This is a genomic window from Pseudomonas sp. GM25 (genome assembly GCF_000282255.1).
In the GTDB taxonomy this organism is placed as follows: Bacteria; Pseudomonadota; Gammaproteobacteria; order Pseudomonadales; family Pseudomonadaceae; genus Aquipseudomonas; species Aquipseudomonas aphyarum.
Map to the genome: position 1 here is coordinate 80,553 of NZ_AKJQ01000006.1, position 16,967 is coordinate 97,519.

Annotated in this window: 13 protein-coding genes; 12 read left to right on the forward strand and 1 reads right to left on the reverse strand. The window is 56.7% G+C overall.

Annotated elements, in window-relative coordinates:
• Nucleotides 1-7: 7 nt before the first annotated feature.
• From PMI24_RS02000 to fabF, 11 genes are all read left to right on the forward strand, one after another.
• Nucleotides 8-931 carry a glycosyltransferase gene (locus tag PMI24_RS02000; protein ID WP_007950925.1) on the forward strand — a complete coding sequence of 308 codons (924 nt, stop codon included), beginning with the start codon at nt 8-10 and terminating at the stop codon, nt 929-931.
• Complete coding sequence (locus tag PMI24_RS02005; protein ID WP_007950926.1) at nt 928-1,887, forward strand: UDP-glucose 4-epimerase family protein; 960 nt, start codon at nt 928-930, stop codon at nt 1,885-1,887. The genes PMI24_RS02000 and PMI24_RS02005 overlap by 4 nt, the downstream gene beginning before the upstream one ends.
• Nucleotides 1,884-2,906, forward strand: coding sequence for an MraY family glycosyltransferase (locus PMI24_RS02010; RefSeq protein ID WP_007950927.1), 1,023 nt, complete (start codon nt 1,884-1,886; stop codon nt 2,904-2,906). The genes PMI24_RS02005 and PMI24_RS02010 overlap by 4 nt, the downstream gene beginning before the upstream one ends.
• A 183-nt stretch (nt 2,907-3,089) precedes the next feature.
• Nucleotides 3,090-4,181, forward strand: coding sequence for an acyltransferase family protein (locus PMI24_RS02015; protein ID WP_007950928.1), 1,092 nt, complete (start codon nt 3,090-3,092; stop codon nt 4,179-4,181).
• 71 nt (nt 4,182-4,252) lie between these two features.
• Complete coding sequence (locus PMI24_RS02020) at nt 4,253-5,041, forward strand: ABC transporter permease (protein ID WP_007950929.1); 789 nt, start codon at nt 4,253-4,255, stop codon at nt 5,039-5,041.
• Nucleotides 5,041-6,303 (forward strand): ABC transporter ATP-binding protein, encoded by a 1,263-nt coding sequence (locus PMI24_RS02025; RefSeq protein ID WP_007950930.1) that lies wholly within the window; start codon nt 5,041-5,043, stop codon nt 6,301-6,303. Before PMI24_RS02020 ends, PMI24_RS02025 begins: the two co-directional genes overlap by 1 nt.
• Before the next feature lie 3 nt (nt 6,304-6,306).
• Nucleotides 6,307-10,188, forward strand: coding sequence for a glycosyltransferase (locus PMI24_RS02030; RefSeq protein WP_007950931.1), 3,882 nt, complete (start codon nt 6,307-6,309; stop codon nt 10,186-10,188).
• A gap of 282 nt (nt 10,189-10,470) precedes the next feature.
• Nucleotides 10,471-12,465, forward strand: coding sequence for a polysaccharide biosynthesis protein (locus PMI24_RS02035; protein ID WP_045121627.1), 1,995 nt, complete (start codon nt 10,471-10,473; stop codon nt 12,463-12,465).
• A 247-nt stretch (nt 12,466-12,712) separates the two neighbouring features.
• Nucleotides 12,713-13,048, forward strand: coding sequence for a ComEA family DNA-binding protein (locus PMI24_RS02040; protein ID WP_007950933.1), 336 nt, complete (start codon nt 12,713-12,715; stop codon nt 13,046-13,048).
• A gap of 217 nt (nt 13,049-13,265) precedes the next feature.
• On the forward strand, nt 13,266-14,060 hold the full coding sequence (locus PMI24_RS02045; protein WP_007950934.1) for an SDR family NAD(P)-dependent oxidoreductase: 795 nt from the start codon (nt 13,266-13,268) through the stop codon (nt 14,058-14,060).
• Nucleotides 14,061-14,093: 33 nt separating this feature from the next.
• Nucleotides 14,094-15,368, forward strand: a complete 1,275-nt coding sequence (gene fabF, locus PMI24_RS02050) for a beta-ketoacyl-ACP synthase II (RefSeq protein WP_007950935.1) — start codon at nt 14,094-14,096, stop codon at nt 15,366-15,368.
• Here fabF and PMI24_RS02055 read toward each other — a convergent pair.
• Entirely contained in the window at nt 15,365-15,922 is a 558-nt protein-coding gene (locus PMI24_RS02055; protein WP_007950936.1) for a TetR/AcrR family transcriptional regulator, read from the reverse strand. The two genes, fabF and PMI24_RS02055, sit on opposite strands and share 4 nt — an antisense overlap.
• Before the next feature lie 175 nt (nt 15,923-16,097).
• Between PMI24_RS02055 and PMI24_RS02060 the strand changes: the two genes are divergently transcribed.
• Complete coding sequence (locus tag PMI24_RS02060) at nt 16,098-16,949, forward strand: urea carboxylase-associated family protein (protein WP_007950937.1); 852 nt, start codon at nt 16,098-16,100, stop codon at nt 16,947-16,949.
• Nucleotides 16,950-16,967 lie beyond the last annotated feature (18 nt).

Sequence of the window (16,967 nt, forward strand, 5' to 3'; positions counted from 1 at the left end):
GAATGGAATGCCAGTAACAACTCCCCGGGTTGCAGTTTTGCTGGCTGCCTACAACGGAATGCAGTGGATCGAAGAGCAATTGTCTTCGATCCTCGGTCAATCGGCGGTGCAGGTCACCGTTCATATCAGTGTTGATGCTTCTACCGATGGTACGGAAGCGTGGTGCGCGGACTTTGCAGCGCGCCATGCCAATGTCTTCCTTTTGCCTTCGGGCCTTCGCTTCGGTGGCGCCTCGCGCAATTTTTTTCGCCTGATCCGTGATGTAGATTTGCAGGCCTATGACTACATCTCCTTTGCTGATCAGGACGATATCTGGCATGAGGATAAACTGCAGCGGGCCATCACATCGATGCGCGATCGCAGGGTGGATGCCTGTTCCAGCAATGTGACCGCGTTCTGGGAGAGCGGCAGGACTCAGCTGTTGCACAAGGCGCAATCGCAGACGCGCTGGGATTTCCTGTTCGAGGCCGCCGGGCCTGGCTGCACCTATGTGCTGAACACTGCATTGGCGCAGGCGATGAAACAGTCGATGTTGGCGCAATGGCATGACTTGCAGAATGTCAGTCTGCATGATTGGTACTGTTATGCGTTTGCACGCAGTCACGGCTTTCGCTGGTACATCGATCCCCGTCCGTCCATGGATTATCGGCAGCACGAAAGTAATCAGGTCGGCGCGAACACGGGTCTGAGTCCAATGATTGCCCGCTATAAAACCATTCACGATGGCTGGTGGTTTACCCAGGTGGCGTTGATTGCGCGCCTGACAGGCCAGACGGATGATCCTTTCGTCGGATCCTGGCTGGCGTTGCGTCGTTGGCAGCTGATCAGACTTTCGTTTTCGGCCTGGCGCTGCCGTCGCAGAATCCGTGATCGTGCGCTGTTTTTCCTGATCTGCTGGGCAACGGCCCTTGTCGGGAAACCTGCCCGATGAATGCGCCAAGAGTCTGGGTGACCGGGGCGAGCGGATTTGTCGGTGAGGCGCTGGTCTTGCACTTGCTGCTCGGGCGAAAGTTCGCGCCAGTTGCGGCTGTGCGTGGCGCGACGCGTCTGTTGGGCTTGTGTCCGGTTGCGCGGTTTGAATTGGGGGCGAGCTCGGCAGGGCAATTGGCCGGCGTACAAGTCGTTGTGCATGCAGCGGCGCGGGTGCATGTCATGCACGAGGTGGCACACGATGCGCTGGCGGAATTCCGGCGCGTGAACGTCGACGGCACACTGCAATTGGCTCGCTCGGCTGCGCAGGCTGGGGTCAAGCGTTTCGTTTTCATAAGCTCGATCAAGGTCAATGGTGAAAGCACGCTTCCCGGGCGTCCTTTTACGGCGAACGATGTACCGGCACCGCAAGACCCTTATGGGGTCTCCAAGTACGAGGCCGAGCAGGCATTGCGTTTGCTTGGCAGCGAAACCGGCATGGAGATCGTGATCATTCGCCCGCCGCTGGTTTATGGGGCAGGGGTAAAGGCCAACTTTCTCAGCCTGCTGAAATGGCTTGAAAAGGGCATGGTGTTGCCATTGGGCGGCATCGGCAATCAGCGCAGCATGGTTGCGATCGGCAATCTGGTCGATTTGATCGAAACCTGTCTGGAGCATCCGGCCGCGGCGGGGCAAACCTTTCTGGTCAGTGACGGAGACGATCTGTCGACGCCTCGTTTGCTGCGGCGTCTGGCCTCAGCTCTGGGGAAAAAGGCGCGGTTGTTGCCTGTCCCCTCGAAACTGCTGTTGATCTGTGCCGCCGCCGTCGGCAAACGCGGTGTGGCCCAGCGAGTCTGTGACTCCTTGCAGGTCGATATCAGCAAAAATCGCGAGATGCTTGGCTGGGTGCCGCCGATTGATGTGGACACCGCCATGCGCCGTACCGCAGGCCATTTTCTGGATACGCAAAAGTCATGATTGCCGGATTGTTCCTTACGATTTTTCTGCTGTCCTGGGCATTGACCTGGGGCGTGCGACACTACGCACTCTCCAAAAGCCTGATGGATATTCCTAATGAGCGCAGTTCGCACTCGGTGCCTACGCCCCGCGGTGGCGGTGTGGCGATCGTTATTGGTTTCCTGTCGGCCTTGCCGGTTCTCGGCGGGCTGGGGCTGATGGACCGTTCGACACTGTTTGCACTGTCCGGCAGCGGCTTGCTGGTGGCAGTACTCGGATTTGCCGATGATCACGGGCATATCGCCGCACGATGGCGTTTGCTCGGACATTTTGCTGCTGCCGTCTGGGCGCTGTTCTGGCTGGGCGGGCTGGCCCCGATTGCCCTGTTCAATGGCAGCCTTGATCTTGGCTGGTTAGGCCATGCACTTGCAGCGGTTTATCTGGTCTGGATGCTCAATCTTTACAACTTCATGGATGGCATTGATGGCTTGGCCAGTGCCGAGGCACTGTGTGCCTGTCTCGGGAGTGCGCTGATTTACGGGTTGGTCGGTCAGATCGAGCCTGTATGGGGTGTGTTGGCACTGAGTGTCGCCGTTGGCGGTTTTCTTTGCTGGAACTATCCACCGGCCCGCATCTTCATGGGAGACGCGGGCAGTGGTTTTCTCGGTATTGCATTGGGCATTCTCTCGCTCGATGCGGCGAGCCGTTCACCGGCGCTTTTATGGAGTTGGGCCATTCTCCTTGGCGCATTCGTGGTTGATGCCACCTGGACGCTGTGCCGCCGGCTACTCAACGGGGAAAAGGTCTATCAGGCTCATCGCAGTCACGCCTATCAGTACGCCTCGCGACAGTTCAAAAGCCACAAGGCGGTCACTCTTGCGGTAGTTGGATTGAATCTTTTCTGGTTGTTGCCCTGGGCGCTTGTGGTTGCCTTGGGTCTTGTGCCTGGCCTGGTCGGCCTTGCAGTCGCTTACATGCCGTTGCTGTGGCTGGCCGCCAGGTTCAAGGCCGGTACCCGGGAAGTGCCGTCAATCCCTTGATGCCTGCCAGGCGTGGGAGCCAGTACCGGATGATGCTATGATTCGCGCCCCCCGTGTGGGTATACGCATGGGAGCGAGTTGTCGGGCATCCCGGTGTCGACGTGTGAATTCTCATCCCGCGACTCCTGTAATCACACAGTCAATTTATGTTGATCAGTTCAAACAGTGTTGGAGCAGTACTAAATGCAGCATAAGGATAATAATTTAAACTTGCTTCGGCTGATTGCTGCGCTGATGGTGCTTTACGCACATTCGTTTGCTTTTTATGGCAATCCACCCGCCGGCTTCCTGGGATTGGCCTCCTATGGAGGGCTCGGTATTGAAATTTTCTTCATCATCAGTGGTTACCTGATCGTCAAGAGCTGGGACTTTACTCCCTCAGCCGCCAACTTTCTGATCAAGCGGTCCTTACGGATTTTTCCAGCGCTAATTGTGGTTGTTCTGATCTGCATGTTTATCCTGGGGCCAATGTTCACAACGTTGACGATCAGTGAATACTTTGCGCACCCGCAGTTCTGGCCATATCTGAAAAATATCATCTTGAACCCGGTTTTCTATTTGCCCGGAGTTCTTGAGCATGCACGGGTGGCCAACGCTGTTAACGGTTCGCTGTGGAGCCTGCCTGTCGAATTTTTCATGTACCTGGTAGTTATGGCTCTCGGACTGCTTTTTCGCAGTGGACGCTGGGTCTATGTCGCCGCCACGACAGTTTTTGCACTGACAGTCATTTTCTGGGTTTGGCGCGATGCTCCTATGAAGGTTGTTTACGGCACTGATGTGCGACAGGTTTTTCTGACAGGCATCTACTTCATGATGGGTGCCTGCTTCGCGAAATGGCGGCTCGAACGCTGGTTCAGTCTGTCGGGTGTTTGCGTATTGATTTTCGCCACGATCCTGTTGGCTCCATACGCCCCGATTTCCAAAGTAGTGTTGTGGTTCACCCTGCCTTATGTCGTTCTGGCCTACGGCCTGTCCAGCAGCCGCCTGGGAAGCTGGATCAATCGAGTAGGCGACTGTTCCTACGGTGTTTACATCTATGCATTTCCGGTACAGCAGTTTGTCCTGCTCAAGTTTCCGGAGATCTCGTATCCGATGTACTTGTTCGTCACCGTTGCCATCACCCTCGTGCTCGGTTACGCCTCCTGGCATCTGGTAGAAAAACGCGTGCTGAAGTTCAAGCCCAAAGACAAGTCCAGGGCTGGCATTGAAGGAGCCAAGCCGGTGTTTGTGCCTGAGGCTGGTGAAAATCTAAAGTCGATGAGCCCGGACCGTTAAATGGAATTCATGATGTCTTGCGGTAGTTTCAGAGCGGTAGTGACTGTGGTTGTGACATTTGGAGATGTGCGATGAGTTGGCTCAGGGGAATGCTGGCGGATCGCAGGATTCTGTTGAGCCTGGTTTCCAATGATCTTCGAGCCCGCTACTTGACCAACTACCTTGGTTTTTTGTGGGTTTTTATCCAGCCTTGCGCAACCACCTTGATTTTGTGGTTCGTGTTTCAGTTCGGCTTCAAAGCGGCGCCTCACGGAGACTTTCCGTTCGTCCTGTGGCTGGTGTGCGGGCTGGTGCCATGGTTCTTTACCGTTGAGGCGTTGAATGCCGGTTGTACGGCGGTCAAGGACAACAGCTTTCTGGTAAAGAAGATTGTCTTCAAGGTTTCCTTGTTGCCTCTGGTGAAGCTCACCTCGGCTGTACTCGTGCACTTGTTCTTTGCATTCATCCTGCTGTTGTTGTTCGTCATTTATGGCTACGAACCGAACCTTTACTGGTTGCAGGTGGGTTACTACATCGCTTGCCTGTTCATGCTGCTGCTGGCGATCGCCTGGATCACCAGCTCGGTGGTGATCTTCTTCCCCGACCTGAGTCAACTGGTGGCCATGGCCACACAGTTCGGGTTCTGGCTGACTCCGGTTTTCTGGGACATCGATGCGATCCAGGGGCGCGCGGCTTCTTACCTGCGCCTGAACCCGTTTGCATACATTGTCGAAGGCTTCAGGGATTCGCTGATTCGCGGGGTCTGGTTCTGGGAACGTCCTACCCAAACCCTGTTCTTCTGGGGGGTGTTGATCGTCCTGGCGTTTATAGGCTGGCGCACGTTCAAAAAATTAAGACCTCACTTTGCGGATGTTTTGTAATGAATGCAGTGAATGAGAGCGCAATCAGCGTCCGTAATGTCAGCAAGGTGTATCGGCTTTACAACAAGCCGGTTGACAGGCTGGTCGAGGCTCTTTCGCTATTCGGCAAGCACCGCCATCAAGATTTTCACGCACTGACCGATGTTTCCTTCTCTGTCGAAAAAGGCCAGACAGTGGGGATTCTGGGTAAGAACGGTGCAGGCAAAAGTACTCTGCTGAAAATCCTCACTGGGGTCCTCACGCCGTCCAGTGGCGAGGTCACGGTCGTCGGCCGGGTCGCCTCGTTGCTGGAGTTGGGTGCTGGCTTCAACCCCGATTACACCGGCGTGGAAAACATTTATTTTCAGGGATCCCTGATGGGGTATTCCCACGCCGAAATGCAAACACGCATCGCGGCCATTCTTGAGTTCGCGGACATCGGTGACTTCGTCAATCAGCCCGTGCGCATGTACAGCAGCGGGATGTTTGCACGACTGGCCTTTTCCGTGGCGATCAACGTTGAGCCCGATGTCCTGATCGTGGACGAGGCGCTGAGCGTGGGCGATGCCGGTTTTCAGCTCAAGTGCATGCTCAAGATGAAACACATGCAGGAGCGTGGAACCACGATCCTGTTCGTCTCGCACGATACCCAATCGGTCATTCGCTTCTGCCAGGCGGTCATCGTGATGCAGAACGGTCAGATCATCGACTACAGCACCGATGTCCTGACTGCGACCAAAAACTACGAAAAGAAAGTTCGCAACAGTAGTTCAGCGGCGACGGCACCCGTAGTGGAAGCGCTGCATGTCGATATGTCCTACGAGAAGGAGCTTGGCGATATCTCGGAAGTTCGATTCGGTTCCGGCGCAGCCAAAATCAATGCGGTGGAGTTTTTCAGTGCCGACGGCACGCAGACCAGTCACTTCGAGCCCACCGAAGACGTCACCATGCATTGCTATGTCCAGTCCTTCGCAGCGCTCAAGGAAGTGGTCATGGGGTACTCGTTGCGAGACGCCAAGGGTGTCGACGTGGCGGGAGACAACACGTTGTTGGCCGGGTGCAAGTTCGACCTCGACCCCGGTGCCCACAAAATCAGTTTTACCTTCCCGCTCAATGTTGCACCGGGCGAGTACTTTCTGTTTATCGGAATGGCCAGCCTGGACGGAGAGCGTGTTGAACTTGATCAACGCTGGCCGATGCGCAAGATCAGCGTATCGGGTGGACGTCAGATCGTGGGAGTCGCTTATTGCCCGTCAACAGTCAACGTTGTGAAGGTTGTTTGAATCATGCTTAAGATCGGTAATGCGAGTGTCGCAGAAACAGTACGCTTTCATGTCGACGAAACCGCCGAGTGCATCATCGAAGATGACGTTCAATTGCGGGACAACGTCGTCATCGAGTGCGGTGCCGGAGGTTATCTGAGCATCGCTTCCGGTACGGTCGTCAATTATGGAACGTGGATCAATGGCAGTGGCAAGGTCACCATCGGCAAGGATGTCCTGATCGCCCCCAACGTTTCCATCACCTCGTCGACTCACCGTTATGACCTGCGCGCTCCGATCAAGGATCAGGGCCTGAGGCTGGCCCCGGTGAACATTGGTGACGATGTCTGGATTGGCGCCAATGCCTCGGTGCTGGCGGGGGCGGATATTGGCCGCGGTGCCATTATCGCGGCCAATTCGGTGGTGAAATTCAACGTAGCCGCCGAGAGCATCGCGGCGGGTGATCCAGCGGTCAGAGTGGCCTCGCGCAAGTACAAACGTGTGGTGTTTTACACACTGCCGCTGGTATTGCGTGATCGCCCCACGTTGTTCAGCAGCATTGTGGACGTCTACCTGCCGTTGGCGAATAAATTCGCCGACGAGGGCTGGGAGTGTGTGTTTGTCGGCTCCGACGAGCTGAAAGCCGAGTATCCCGACTTCAGACACACCTGGATCAGTCCGGCAACGTACGAGAGTGATTACTCGCAATCGAGCCGTCAGGACTGGCTGAGTGACTGGAAGTGTCTGCTCAACAAGCAGCCCTTGGCGTTTCATGACTGCTTCGTGGCATCGCTTGTCGAACAGGTAGAGCCCGATCTGGTGTTTTGCTGGAACTACGATGGCAGCCTGGAAACCGCCTGCCAGACGAGGAATATTCCGCTGATCTTCAACGAGTTGGGCATGTTGCGGGCGCCCAATCCAATGGCGTATTACTCGGATTCCCGCGGCGTCAATGTGCGCAGCGGCTTCAGTGCCGAGTTTGCCGAGTATCAGTTGCAGTCAACGGCTCTGCCGGCAGATGCTGCGATGGCAAGGCTTGCGCAGATGGAGGCGCTTTATCGCTTCCAGGGCGCCAGCCGAACCCCGATGGTGCTGATCCTGCTTCAAGTGCAGGATGACTCCAACATCATCATGGGATCACCTTTCGCCAGCATGGCCGAATACGTCCGGCATGTACTCGCAGTTGTGGAGGGCGCACCCTTCACGGTCATCGTCAAACCGCATCCCCTCGATGAAGTGCCGGATCTGCCTGAGCAGGTCCAGGTGGCCAGCAAGGAAGACAGCATTACCGACCTGATTGCCGCTGCCGATGTGGTGTTCACTCTCAATTCCTCGGCAGGTTTCGAAGCTGCACTGGCTGGCAAGACGGTCTATGCCTTGGGCAAGGCGCCCTACAGCGGTACCGGGTTGACCATTGATGTTGAGCGGCCGCAGGATCTTGCTGCACTGTGGCAGGCACACGGGGCTGTGGCGCCATGCTCTGCGGCGTTGCGCGCGCGAGTGCTGGATTTTGCCCAGTCGCGTTACTTTTTGAGCGAGGCGCAGTTCAACGAACCTTCGGCACACCTGGCTCGCCTGGCGCGCACGATGTCTGTTGATCCGGCGAGAAACGGTTTTGATCCGGATCTGGAGAGTTACCGCCAGCAATCCTATATCAGCTGGCTCGAAGGAAAGATCGAGGAGGCGCACGGTGAGCTGGCAACGATCAATGAAACCTTTTTTGCCACCAGAGACGAACTGACGAACGTCAGGGATGAGCTGCTTTTGACGAAGGATCAACTTTCAAACATGAACGACAAGTTCGATTCCGTACTGGACGACAGATACCTGCAAGATAACGATGAACTGGTGCAGATTCAGAACTGTCTGCTTTTGGAGCAGGAGCAACTGAGCCTTCAGATTGAATCTTGCCAATCCGAGATAGAGGCGCTCAAGCAGGAGCTGCACCACGTCTATGCCTCGAAATCCTGGCGTATGACCCGACCTGTCCGAGGCGTGCGGCGTTGGCTGCTGGCTTTCTACTGGCAGGCGCGTCACGTATTGATGAATCCTCGTGCCTTGTTGCGGCCGATTTATCAGAAGCTGCCGTTTCTGATCGGTGTACGCATGCGCTTGCGCAGTATCGTGAATGCCACGCGTGCCAGGATGATGCGGGCCATCAATTCGCAGAACAACCTCAAAGCGATACAGACCATCGCTGATCGACGTTTTGGCTACGCGCCGGTTGTTCCAGTGTTCGAGGCGCAGCCCGTAGTCGATGTCTCGATCGTGACATACAACAGCGGCAAATGGGTCGATGGCTTCTTTGCGTCCCTGAAAACGCAGGATTATCCGCTGAACAAGCTCAACCTGTGCTTTGTCGACAATGGTTCCAAAGACAACACGGTTGATGATCTGCAGCGCTGGAAAACCCAGCTGGCCGCCGAACTGGCAGGTTTCGAAATCGTCCAGGGTGAAAACGTCGGTTTTGGCCTGGGTCATGATCGGGCGATCAAAACCGGGCATTCGGAATTTGTACTGATCAGCAACATCGACATCGTCTTCGCCCCTGACTCGATCTCCCGGGTGGTGGCGACCGCCCATTCCGATACCTCGGGCGCCGTTGCCTCATGGGAATTGCGCCAGGCGCCGTATGAGCATCCAAAATATTATGATCCGGTAACCCACGAAACCAACTGGTCTTCCCATGCCTGCATTCTGGTTCGACGCTCTGCGTATGCCAAAGTAGGTGGATACGAGCATGAGATCTTCATGTACGGCGAAGATGTCGAGCTGTCCTATCGGTTTCGTTCCTACGGTTATCAGTTGAAATACTGCCCGTCTGCCGTGGTGTATCACTACACCTATGAGCACGAAAACCATGTCAAGCCGATCCAGTTCACCGGAAGTACCCTGGCCAATGCCTACTTGCGGCTGCGCTACGGGGATTTCGGTGACAAGTTCGGTGCGCTGGTCCTGCAAACGGCCCTGTTGTTCCGGCCGGAAGTGTATTCGGGCGCACGCCGTGATCTGATCGGCAACATCCGCAAGATACTGCGCAAGGCGCCACATTTTCTTTCCGGCAAAGGGCGCAGCAAAGAGGTCAGTTATCCGTTCCGTGGTTTTGACTACGAGATGATTCGCGACGGTGCTTTCTGGACTATTGGCGAACCGTTGGCCGAAGCGCCTCTGGTAACGATCGTGACCCGTACTTACCGCAACCGGAATGAGTTCCTGCGTCAGGCGATCATGTCCGTGCTGAACCAGACTTATCCGAACGTAGAGTTGGTGGTGGTCGAGGACGGGGGCGAAACGATGAAGGATCTGGTGGCCGAGTTCCAATCTCCGGAAGGTCGCCCGATTCGCTTCTACGGAATGGACAAGGTTGGCCGCTCGGTGACGGGTAACTATGGTCTTGAGATGGCCAAGGGCACCTACTGCATGTTCCTCGATGACGATGACCTTTTGTTCTCCGATCACGTCGAGGTGCTGGTCACGGCATTGGCGAAAAACCCCGAATCGGTGGCAGCGTACTCGCTGGCCATGGAGGTCGGGACGAACACCGCAGCGGATGGCCGTTACATTGAGGTCAGCCATGAAACACCGTCGTACTACAAACACGAGTATGACTACGACATTCTGCTGGACCACAATTTCATCCCGATCCAGTCGCTGTTGTTCCAGCGTGCGCTTTTCTTGCAGCGGGGCGGTTTCGAGACGGACATGAGCAATCTGGAAGACTGGAACCTGTGGCTCAGATACGGTTATGGCAATAGGTTCACGTATGTGGCCAAGACCACTTCACTGTTCCGTACACCGGCTGATCCGAACGTACGTCTTGAACGGCACAAGTTGTTGCACGAGGCTTACAACCTTGCCAAGGACCGAGCAACAAAGTCCTGCGAAAGTTATAGCCCGCTAAACTGAACAACGATCAGAAAGTGATGATCAAAAAAAGAGCCGGTTCAATATGGCTCTTTTTTTTTAGGGTATCCATGGACGAATGGGTTCCAGGCGTTAATCTCCAATAACGCGGGTTCGTTGGTCGCCGGGGTCATAGGCCGGGCCGATTCGTCGGAACATCGTGTTCACTGTCGAATCCACGCCCAGGCCATGTCGGTTAGGTTTAAAGTGTGGGGCGAGGCAGGTAAAATTCGTCCGGATCTTGTTGCCCACTGAAGGGAGTTCTCGTAGGTGCTAGATATCAATATGGGCAGGTTGAGACCGTTTTTGTTGGGGTTGCCGCGCCGGCAGAAGAGATTGCTGCAAGTCGTCACGGACATCGTCCTTGTTTGGGCTGCCTTGTGGATGGCTTTCGTGGTGCGACTTGGGGTGGACGAAATGGTCAACCCGTTCAAAGTTCACCTGTGGCTGTTTGTCTGTGCCCCCTGCGTCGCTATCCCCTTGTTTGTGCGTTTCGGCATGTATCGAGCGGTGATGCGTTATTTCGGCAACGATGCGCTCGTCGCAATCATCAAGGCCGTCAGCCTGTCCTCACTGGTTCTGGCACTCGTCGTTTATTGGTACAGCAATCATCAGGTTGTCGTGCCCCGCTCGATCATTTTCAACTACTGGTGGCTGAGCCTTGTCATCATTGGTGGTTTGCGCCTGTGCATGCGTCAGTACTTTATGGGGGACTGGTTCACGGCCGCGCAGCATGTTCCGTTTACAAGTCGTGACGATGGTTTGACCAAGGTGGCCATCTACGGAGCGGGCGTGGCCGGCAATCAACTGGTGGCGGCGCTGCGCATGGGACGCGTGATGCGTCCGGTTGCCTTCATCGATGACGACCCGGGGATTTCGGATCGCTCGATATCCGGCCTTCAGGTTTATAAGCCTAAACATATTCAGCAAATGATTGATGTGACAGGCGCGCAGGAAATCCTTCTCGCATTGCCATCGTCGACCCGTGCCCGGCGCCGGGAAATTCTCAATCTGCTCGAAGGATTCCCGCTGCACGTGCGAAGCGTGCCCAATTTCACGGACCTGGCCAGTGGTCGGGTCAGGGTCGAGGACATTCAAGAAGTCGATATCGCCGACCTTCTGGGGCGCGATTCGGTGCCGGCACAACCGGACTTGCTTGAGCGCTGCATCAAAGGCAAGGCCGTAATGGTAACCGGCGCCGGAGGCTCGATCGGTTCGGAACTTTGCCGACAGATTTTTGCAATGGCACCGACTACGCTGATCCTGTTTGAGCATAGTGAGTTCAATCTCTACAGCATTCTGTCAGAACTGGAACAGCGCGGAACTCGGGAGTCGTTATCGATTCGTCTGTTACCGATCCTGGGTTCGATCCGCCATCAGGACAAACTGCTGGATGTGATGAAAACCTGGAAGGTCGATACGGTTTATCATGCGGCCGCCTACAAACATGTGCCGATGGTTGAACACAACATCGCCGAGGGGGTGCTGAACAACGTGATCGGAACGCTGAACACCGCCCAAGCCGCGTTGCAGGCACGGGTGTCGAATTTCGTTTTGATCTCCACAGATAAAGCGGTGCGCCCAACCAATGTCATGGGCAGTACCAAACGACTGGCCGAGTTGACGCTTCAGGCTCTCAGCCGGGAAGTGGCGCCGGTCATGTTCGGTGACAAGGCCAATGTCTCACGTGTGAACAAAACCCGTTTCACCATGGTTCGATTTGGCAATGTGCTGGGTTCTTCCGGTTCGGTGATCCCGTTGTTTCACAGCCAGATCAAGACCGGTGGGCCGCTGACCGTCACACATCCGAAGATCACCCGGTACTTCATGACCATCCCTGAAGCAGCCCAATTGGTCATCCAGGCCGGCTCGATGGGGCAGGGCGGTGACGTATTCGTGCTGGATATGGGAGAGCCGGTAAAAATCGTTGAACTGGCAGAGAAAATGATCCACTTATCGGGATTGAGCATTCGTTCTGAACGCAATCCCCAAGGCGATATCTCTATCGAGTTCACTGGGTTGCGTCCCGGGGAGAAACTCTACGAAGAGCTCTTGATCGGTGACAATGTTGCCGCCACTCCTCATCCGATGATCATGACTGCAAACGAAGATCATCTGTCATGGGATGTGTTGAAGGGGCGACTGCACGAACTGCTCGAAGCGGTCGACGAAGATGACTACTCCCGTGTGCGGCAACTTCTACGAGAGACCGTGAGCGGGTATACCCCTGATGGCGAAATTGTTGACTGGATCTACCAGCAGCGTCGCCTGGAGCCTTGATCTGCTGGGTCGATGGAGTCGGTCGGCAGTGGCAATCTAACGAGCGCCATGACGAGCAGTGTTTCTATACGGATCATAGGCAAGGGTTGTAAGTCATGAGGACGCAAGCTCAAACATGGATCCATCTCGTCCTCAATTATCTCATATCCTGTAACGAATGCATTTTTGACAGGCGCCCGCCATGGCCTAAGTTTGGGTAGCAGCTTCGGAAAGGCTGCTTTCTAAAACGATGATGGAGCGTCACTTTATGCGTATCGGTTACTTCTGTTCCTTGATGTTTGCTTTGCTTACCAGCGCTTCGATTGCCGCCATCGCGGCTCCCGTTGCGCCAGTACAGTCGCCTGAAATCTCTTCGACAGCGGAGGTCACAGCCCCCTCCCAAGGTGCCCGACTCGATCTTAACGAAGCCGATGCGGCCACATTGCAAAAGGAACTGGCGGGAGTGGGCGAGGCCAAGGCGAAAGCGATTGTTGCTTATCGTGAAACAAACGGGCCGTTTGCGTCCGTGGATGAACTGCTGGAAGTGAAGGGGATCGGCAAGGCGATCCTGGATCGCAATCGCGACAAGCTGAAAGTGAACTAAGCTGATTGTTCAACGCCAAGGGGCCGGTCATTGACCGGCCCTTTTTGCTTCCCGCTTCCTTCAAGCGTTGCAGGAGGGCTACAGCCTTTCCGTCGGAAAATAGAAAATTACGGCTATCATATTGGTTTGAGATTATGCCTATAATAATTTCAGTCGCCACTGAAGCCCTCTGCTTTTCAGCGGTCGCTCATTCCTCACGCATTCCAGGAGTATCGTCATGAATTCCCCGAAATCCCAAGGCACGGCGCTGGTCACTGGCGCTTCTTCCGGCATCGGAGCGGTGTATGCCGAGCGGTTGGCGGCACGTGGTTTTGACCTGTTGCTGGTGGCTCGCGATCAGGAACGCCTGGAGTCCGCGGCCAGCAAGCTGCGGGATGCCCATGGTGTTCAGGTCGAAGTCCTGAAAGCCGATCTGACCCAGAAGGATGAAGTGCTCAAGCTTGAGCAGCGCCTGCGCAGCGATTCCGGCATCAGCCTGCTGGTCAACAACGCGGGCGTGGCAGTCAATGGCTTGCTGGCCAACGCCGATCCCGAGGTGCTGGAGCAACTGATTCAATTGAACGTCACAACCCTGACCCGGCTGGCAGCCGCAGCAGCCTCTGCGTTCACCCGCGCCGGGCGTGGCACGATCATCAACATTGCGTCGGTGGTCGCCTTGTTCCCCGAACGTTTCAACGCCACTTACAGCGCCAGCAAGGCGTATGTGTTGAGCCTGACGCAATCGCTCAATACCGAATTGGAAGGCACCGGGGTCAAGGTGCAAGCGGTATTGCCCGGTGTGACCCGCACCGAAATCTGGGAACGCTCCGGTTTTGATGCCAGCGGCATTCCGGCGGAAATGGTCATGGAGGCGGGCGAGATGGTCGATGCCGCGCTGTCCGGTCTGGATCAGGGCGAGCTCGTCACGATTCCTTCGCTGCCCGATGCGGGCGAGTGGCAAGCCTTTGTTGCCGCCCGTCATGTAATGGCGCCCAACCTGTCCCACAGCTCGGCGGCCAGCCGTTACAAGTAAAAGTCTTTTTGAGTCTCGAGAGGTCAACCCGATATGGATCAGCGTCGAGTAGTTGTCACGGGTATGGGCCTGGTATCGCCCTTGGGAAGCGGCGTCGAAGTCGTCTGGCAGCGCCTGCTGGCCGGGCGTTCGGGATTGCGAAACCTCCCGGAAGCGGTGATTGCCGATCTGCCGACCCGGGTCGGCGGTGTGGTGCCGACGATGGAGGAGGACGCCGAAGCGGGTTTCGATCCTGACCGTGCCACGCCACCCAAAGAACAGAAGAAAATGGATCGTTTCATTCTGTTCGCGATGGAGGCAGCCCGGCAGGCGCTTGAACAGGCCGGCTGGCATCCGACCGAATCCCAGGCTCAGGAGCGCACCGCGACCATCATCGGCTCCGGTGTCGGCGGCTTCGGTGCGATCGCCGATGCGGTGCGCACCACCGACAGCCGTGGCCCGCGACGCTTGTCGCCGTTCACCATCCCCTCGTTTCTGGTCAACCTTGCGGCGGGGCATGTCTCGATCCAGCACGGTCTCAAGGGCCCGCTCGGTGCACCGGTCACCGCGTGTGCCGCCGGCGTGCAGGCGATCGGTGACGCGGCTCGATTGATTCGCGCCGGTGAGGCCGACATCGCGGTGTGCGGCGGTGCCGAGGCATCAATCGATCGAGTCAGCCTCGCCGGGTTTGCCGCAGCGCGAGCTTTGTCCAGCGGCTACAACGACACGCCTGAGCGCGCTTCACGCCCGTTCGACAGCGGCAGGGACGGTTTCGTGATGGGCGAGGGTGCCGGGCTGCTGGTGATCGAGTCGCTGGAGCATGCGCTGGCGCGTGGCGCGCAGCCGTTGGTCGAACTGGTCGGCTACGGCACCAGCGCTGACGCCTATCACCTGACCGCCGGGCCGGAAGATGGCAGCGGCGCCCGACGGGCGATGACTCTGGCGCTGGCCCAGGCCGGTATCACGCCGGATCAGGTGCAGCATCTGAACGCCCATGCGACTTCGACGCCGGTGGGCGACCTCGGTGAGTTGGCTGCAATCAAGTCGGTGTTTGGTGCGCAAAACGCAATCGCCGTCACCTCGACCAAATCCGCGACGGGGCATCTGCTCGGCGCGGCGGGAGGTCTGGAAGCAATCTTCACGCTGTTGGCGATCCGCGATCAGATCGTTCCGCCTACCCTCAACCTGGAGACTCCCGATCCGGCGAGCGAAGGCGTGGACATCGTCCACGGTCAGGCGCGGTCGATGCCGATCGAGTATGCGTTGTCCAACGGGTTCGGCTTCGGCGGGGTCAATGCCAGCGTGCTGTTCAAGCGCTGGCAGGCTTAGTCTTCGGAGCGCTTGAGGTGTTCGCGGGTGACGTCGAGGATCTGCTGCGCAAACTCAGGATCCGCGACACTGCGTGACAGCAGGAGCGCCCCGGCCAGTGTCGCCATGATGACGATGCTGCGTTCGGCGGCGTTCTCGCCTTCAAGGGTACCTTCGATCTGATCCAGGCGAGCCTTGAGTACTTCGTCGCTGGTCGGGCTCGGTTGGCCGCGCAACCCCAGCTCGGATGAAATGGTCAGCAGCGGGCAGCCTTCATGAGGAGAGGTCTGGTGCCATTCGGAGAGGTACGTATCGATGAAGGCTTCCAGTGGTTTTTCCTGGGCGAACAGCTCCTCGCACAAGCCCGCTACCTGATCGCCAGCCGCTTGCAGGGCTTTTTCAACCAGCTCGTCCTTCGATTTGAAATGCGAATAAAAGCCGCCATGGGTCAGGCCCAGCGCCTTCATCAATGGTTGCAGACCGGTCGCACCAATGCCGTCCTTGCGAAACCGCTCGGACGCTTCCTTGATGATGCGCTGATGGGTCTGGGCTTTATGATCCTGCGAGTAACGCATTTAAACTCTCCGCAACAAGATCGCCATCTTAACCAATGCAAATTGAATGGTGACTGTACTTCTACTTCTAAAAAAACGGCCGGTGACTCCGACATGTTCGTAACAGCCATCAACGATTGGCACGGATAGTGGTTGCAGCTTGCAAAGTTGCCATCACTTGAGGAGCAGGAGAATCATGTACAAAGACTACCCGGCCGCCTATCAGGTCAGCAAAGGCTCGGCGTTACAGGTCAATACACCTTTCTATGAACGGATTCGCGACCGCAAGGACGGGCGCACGCTGATCGAACAATTCGAAGTGCCGATCCGCACCGGGCGTGCCTGGCATGTGCCGGCGGGGCATGTGTTTCGTGTCACCACACCGGTCGGGCCCCAGGTGGGCGATTTCAATGTGTGGAACGCACACGATCCGCGTGAACGGATGTGGGCGGCGCGCACCCGGCAGCTGCAGGGCGCGCATGTCAGCACCCATGACCGGTTGTGGTCGAACCTGCCTTTTCTGCGTCCGCTGGTAACCATCACCGATGACAGCCTGGCCGACTATGGCATTGATGAACACGGTGGGCGCCTGCACGATTTGCTCGGCACGCGCTGCGATCCCTATGTGAACAAAATGCTCACCGGCGAGGATTTTCATCATCACTGCCATTCCAACCTGACCCGCGCCGTGTTGCCCCATGGCCTGACCGAGTTCGATGTGCATGACGTGCTGAACATCTTCCAGTGCACCGGCCTGAATCACGATGACCTGTATTTCATGAAGGCCTGCCCGGCGCAGAAGGGCGATTATCTGGAGTTCTTTGCCGAAATCGACTTGCTGTGCGCGTTGTCGACCTGTCCGGGTGGTGACTTGTCATTGGCGATGTGGGGGCCGGACGCGCAGGATCCGCTGACCGTGTGCCGCCCGCTCGGGGTGGAAATCTATCGTCTGGACGAGGCGCTGCTCGAAGGCTGGAGCCAGCCGGAACGTGCGGCGTACAAAGGCCTGCATGGCTTGCACATTGCCAAGGCCGAGTGGGAAAAGTAATCGCCACAAAAACAAACC

Excerpts from the sequence above, each read along its gene's own strand:
- PMI24_RS02000 (WP_007950925.1), top strand. The coding sequence starts at position 8 with ATGCCAGTAACAACTCCCCGGGTTGCAGTTTTGCTGGCTGCCTACAAC.
- PMI24_RS02020 (WP_007950929.1), top strand. The coding sequence starts at position 4,253 with ATGAGTTGGCTCAGGGGAATGCTGGCGGATCGCAGGATTCTGTTGAGC.
- PMI24_RS02030 (WP_007950931.1), top strand. The coding sequence starts at position 6,307 with ATGCTTAAGATCGGTAATGCGAGTGTCGCAGAAACAGTACGCTTTCAT.
- PMI24_RS02005 (WP_007950926.1), top strand. The coding sequence starts at position 928 with ATGAATGCGCCAAGAGTCTGGGTGACCGGGGCGAGCGGATTTGTCGGT.
- PMI24_RS02025 (WP_007950930.1), top strand. The coding sequence starts at position 5,041 with ATGAATGCAGTGAATGAGAGCGCAATCAGCGTCCGTAATGTCAGCAAG.
- PMI24_RS02060 (WP_007950937.1), top strand. The coding sequence starts at position 16,098 with ATGTACAAAGACTACCCGGCCGCCTATCAGGTCAGCAAAGGCTCGGCG.
- PMI24_RS02040 (WP_007950933.1), top strand. The coding sequence starts at position 12,713 with ATGCGTATCGGTTACTTCTGTTCCTTGATGTTTGCTTTGCTTACCAGC.
- PMI24_RS02010 (WP_007950927.1), top strand. The coding sequence starts at position 1,884 with ATGATTGCCGGATTGTTCCTTACGATTTTTCTGCTGTCCTGGGCATTG.
- PMI24_RS02045 (WP_007950934.1), top strand. The coding sequence starts at position 13,266 with ATGAATTCCCCGAAATCCCAAGGCACGGCGCTGGTCACTGGCGCTTCT.
- PMI24_RS02055 (WP_007950936.1), bottom strand. The coding sequence starts at position 15,922 with ATGCGTTACTCGCAGGATCATAAAGCCCAGACCCATCAGCGCATCATC.
- PMI24_RS02015 (WP_007950928.1), top strand. The coding sequence starts at position 3,090 with ATGCAGCATAAGGATAATAATTTAAACTTGCTTCGGCTGATTGCTGCG.
- PMI24_RS02035 (WP_045121627.1), top strand. The coding sequence starts at position 10,471 with ATGGGCAGGTTGAGACCGTTTTTGTTGGGGTTGCCGCGCCGGCAGAAG.
- fabF (WP_007950935.1), top strand. The coding sequence starts at position 14,094 with ATGGATCAGCGTCGAGTAGTTGTCACGGGTATGGGCCTGGTATCGCCC.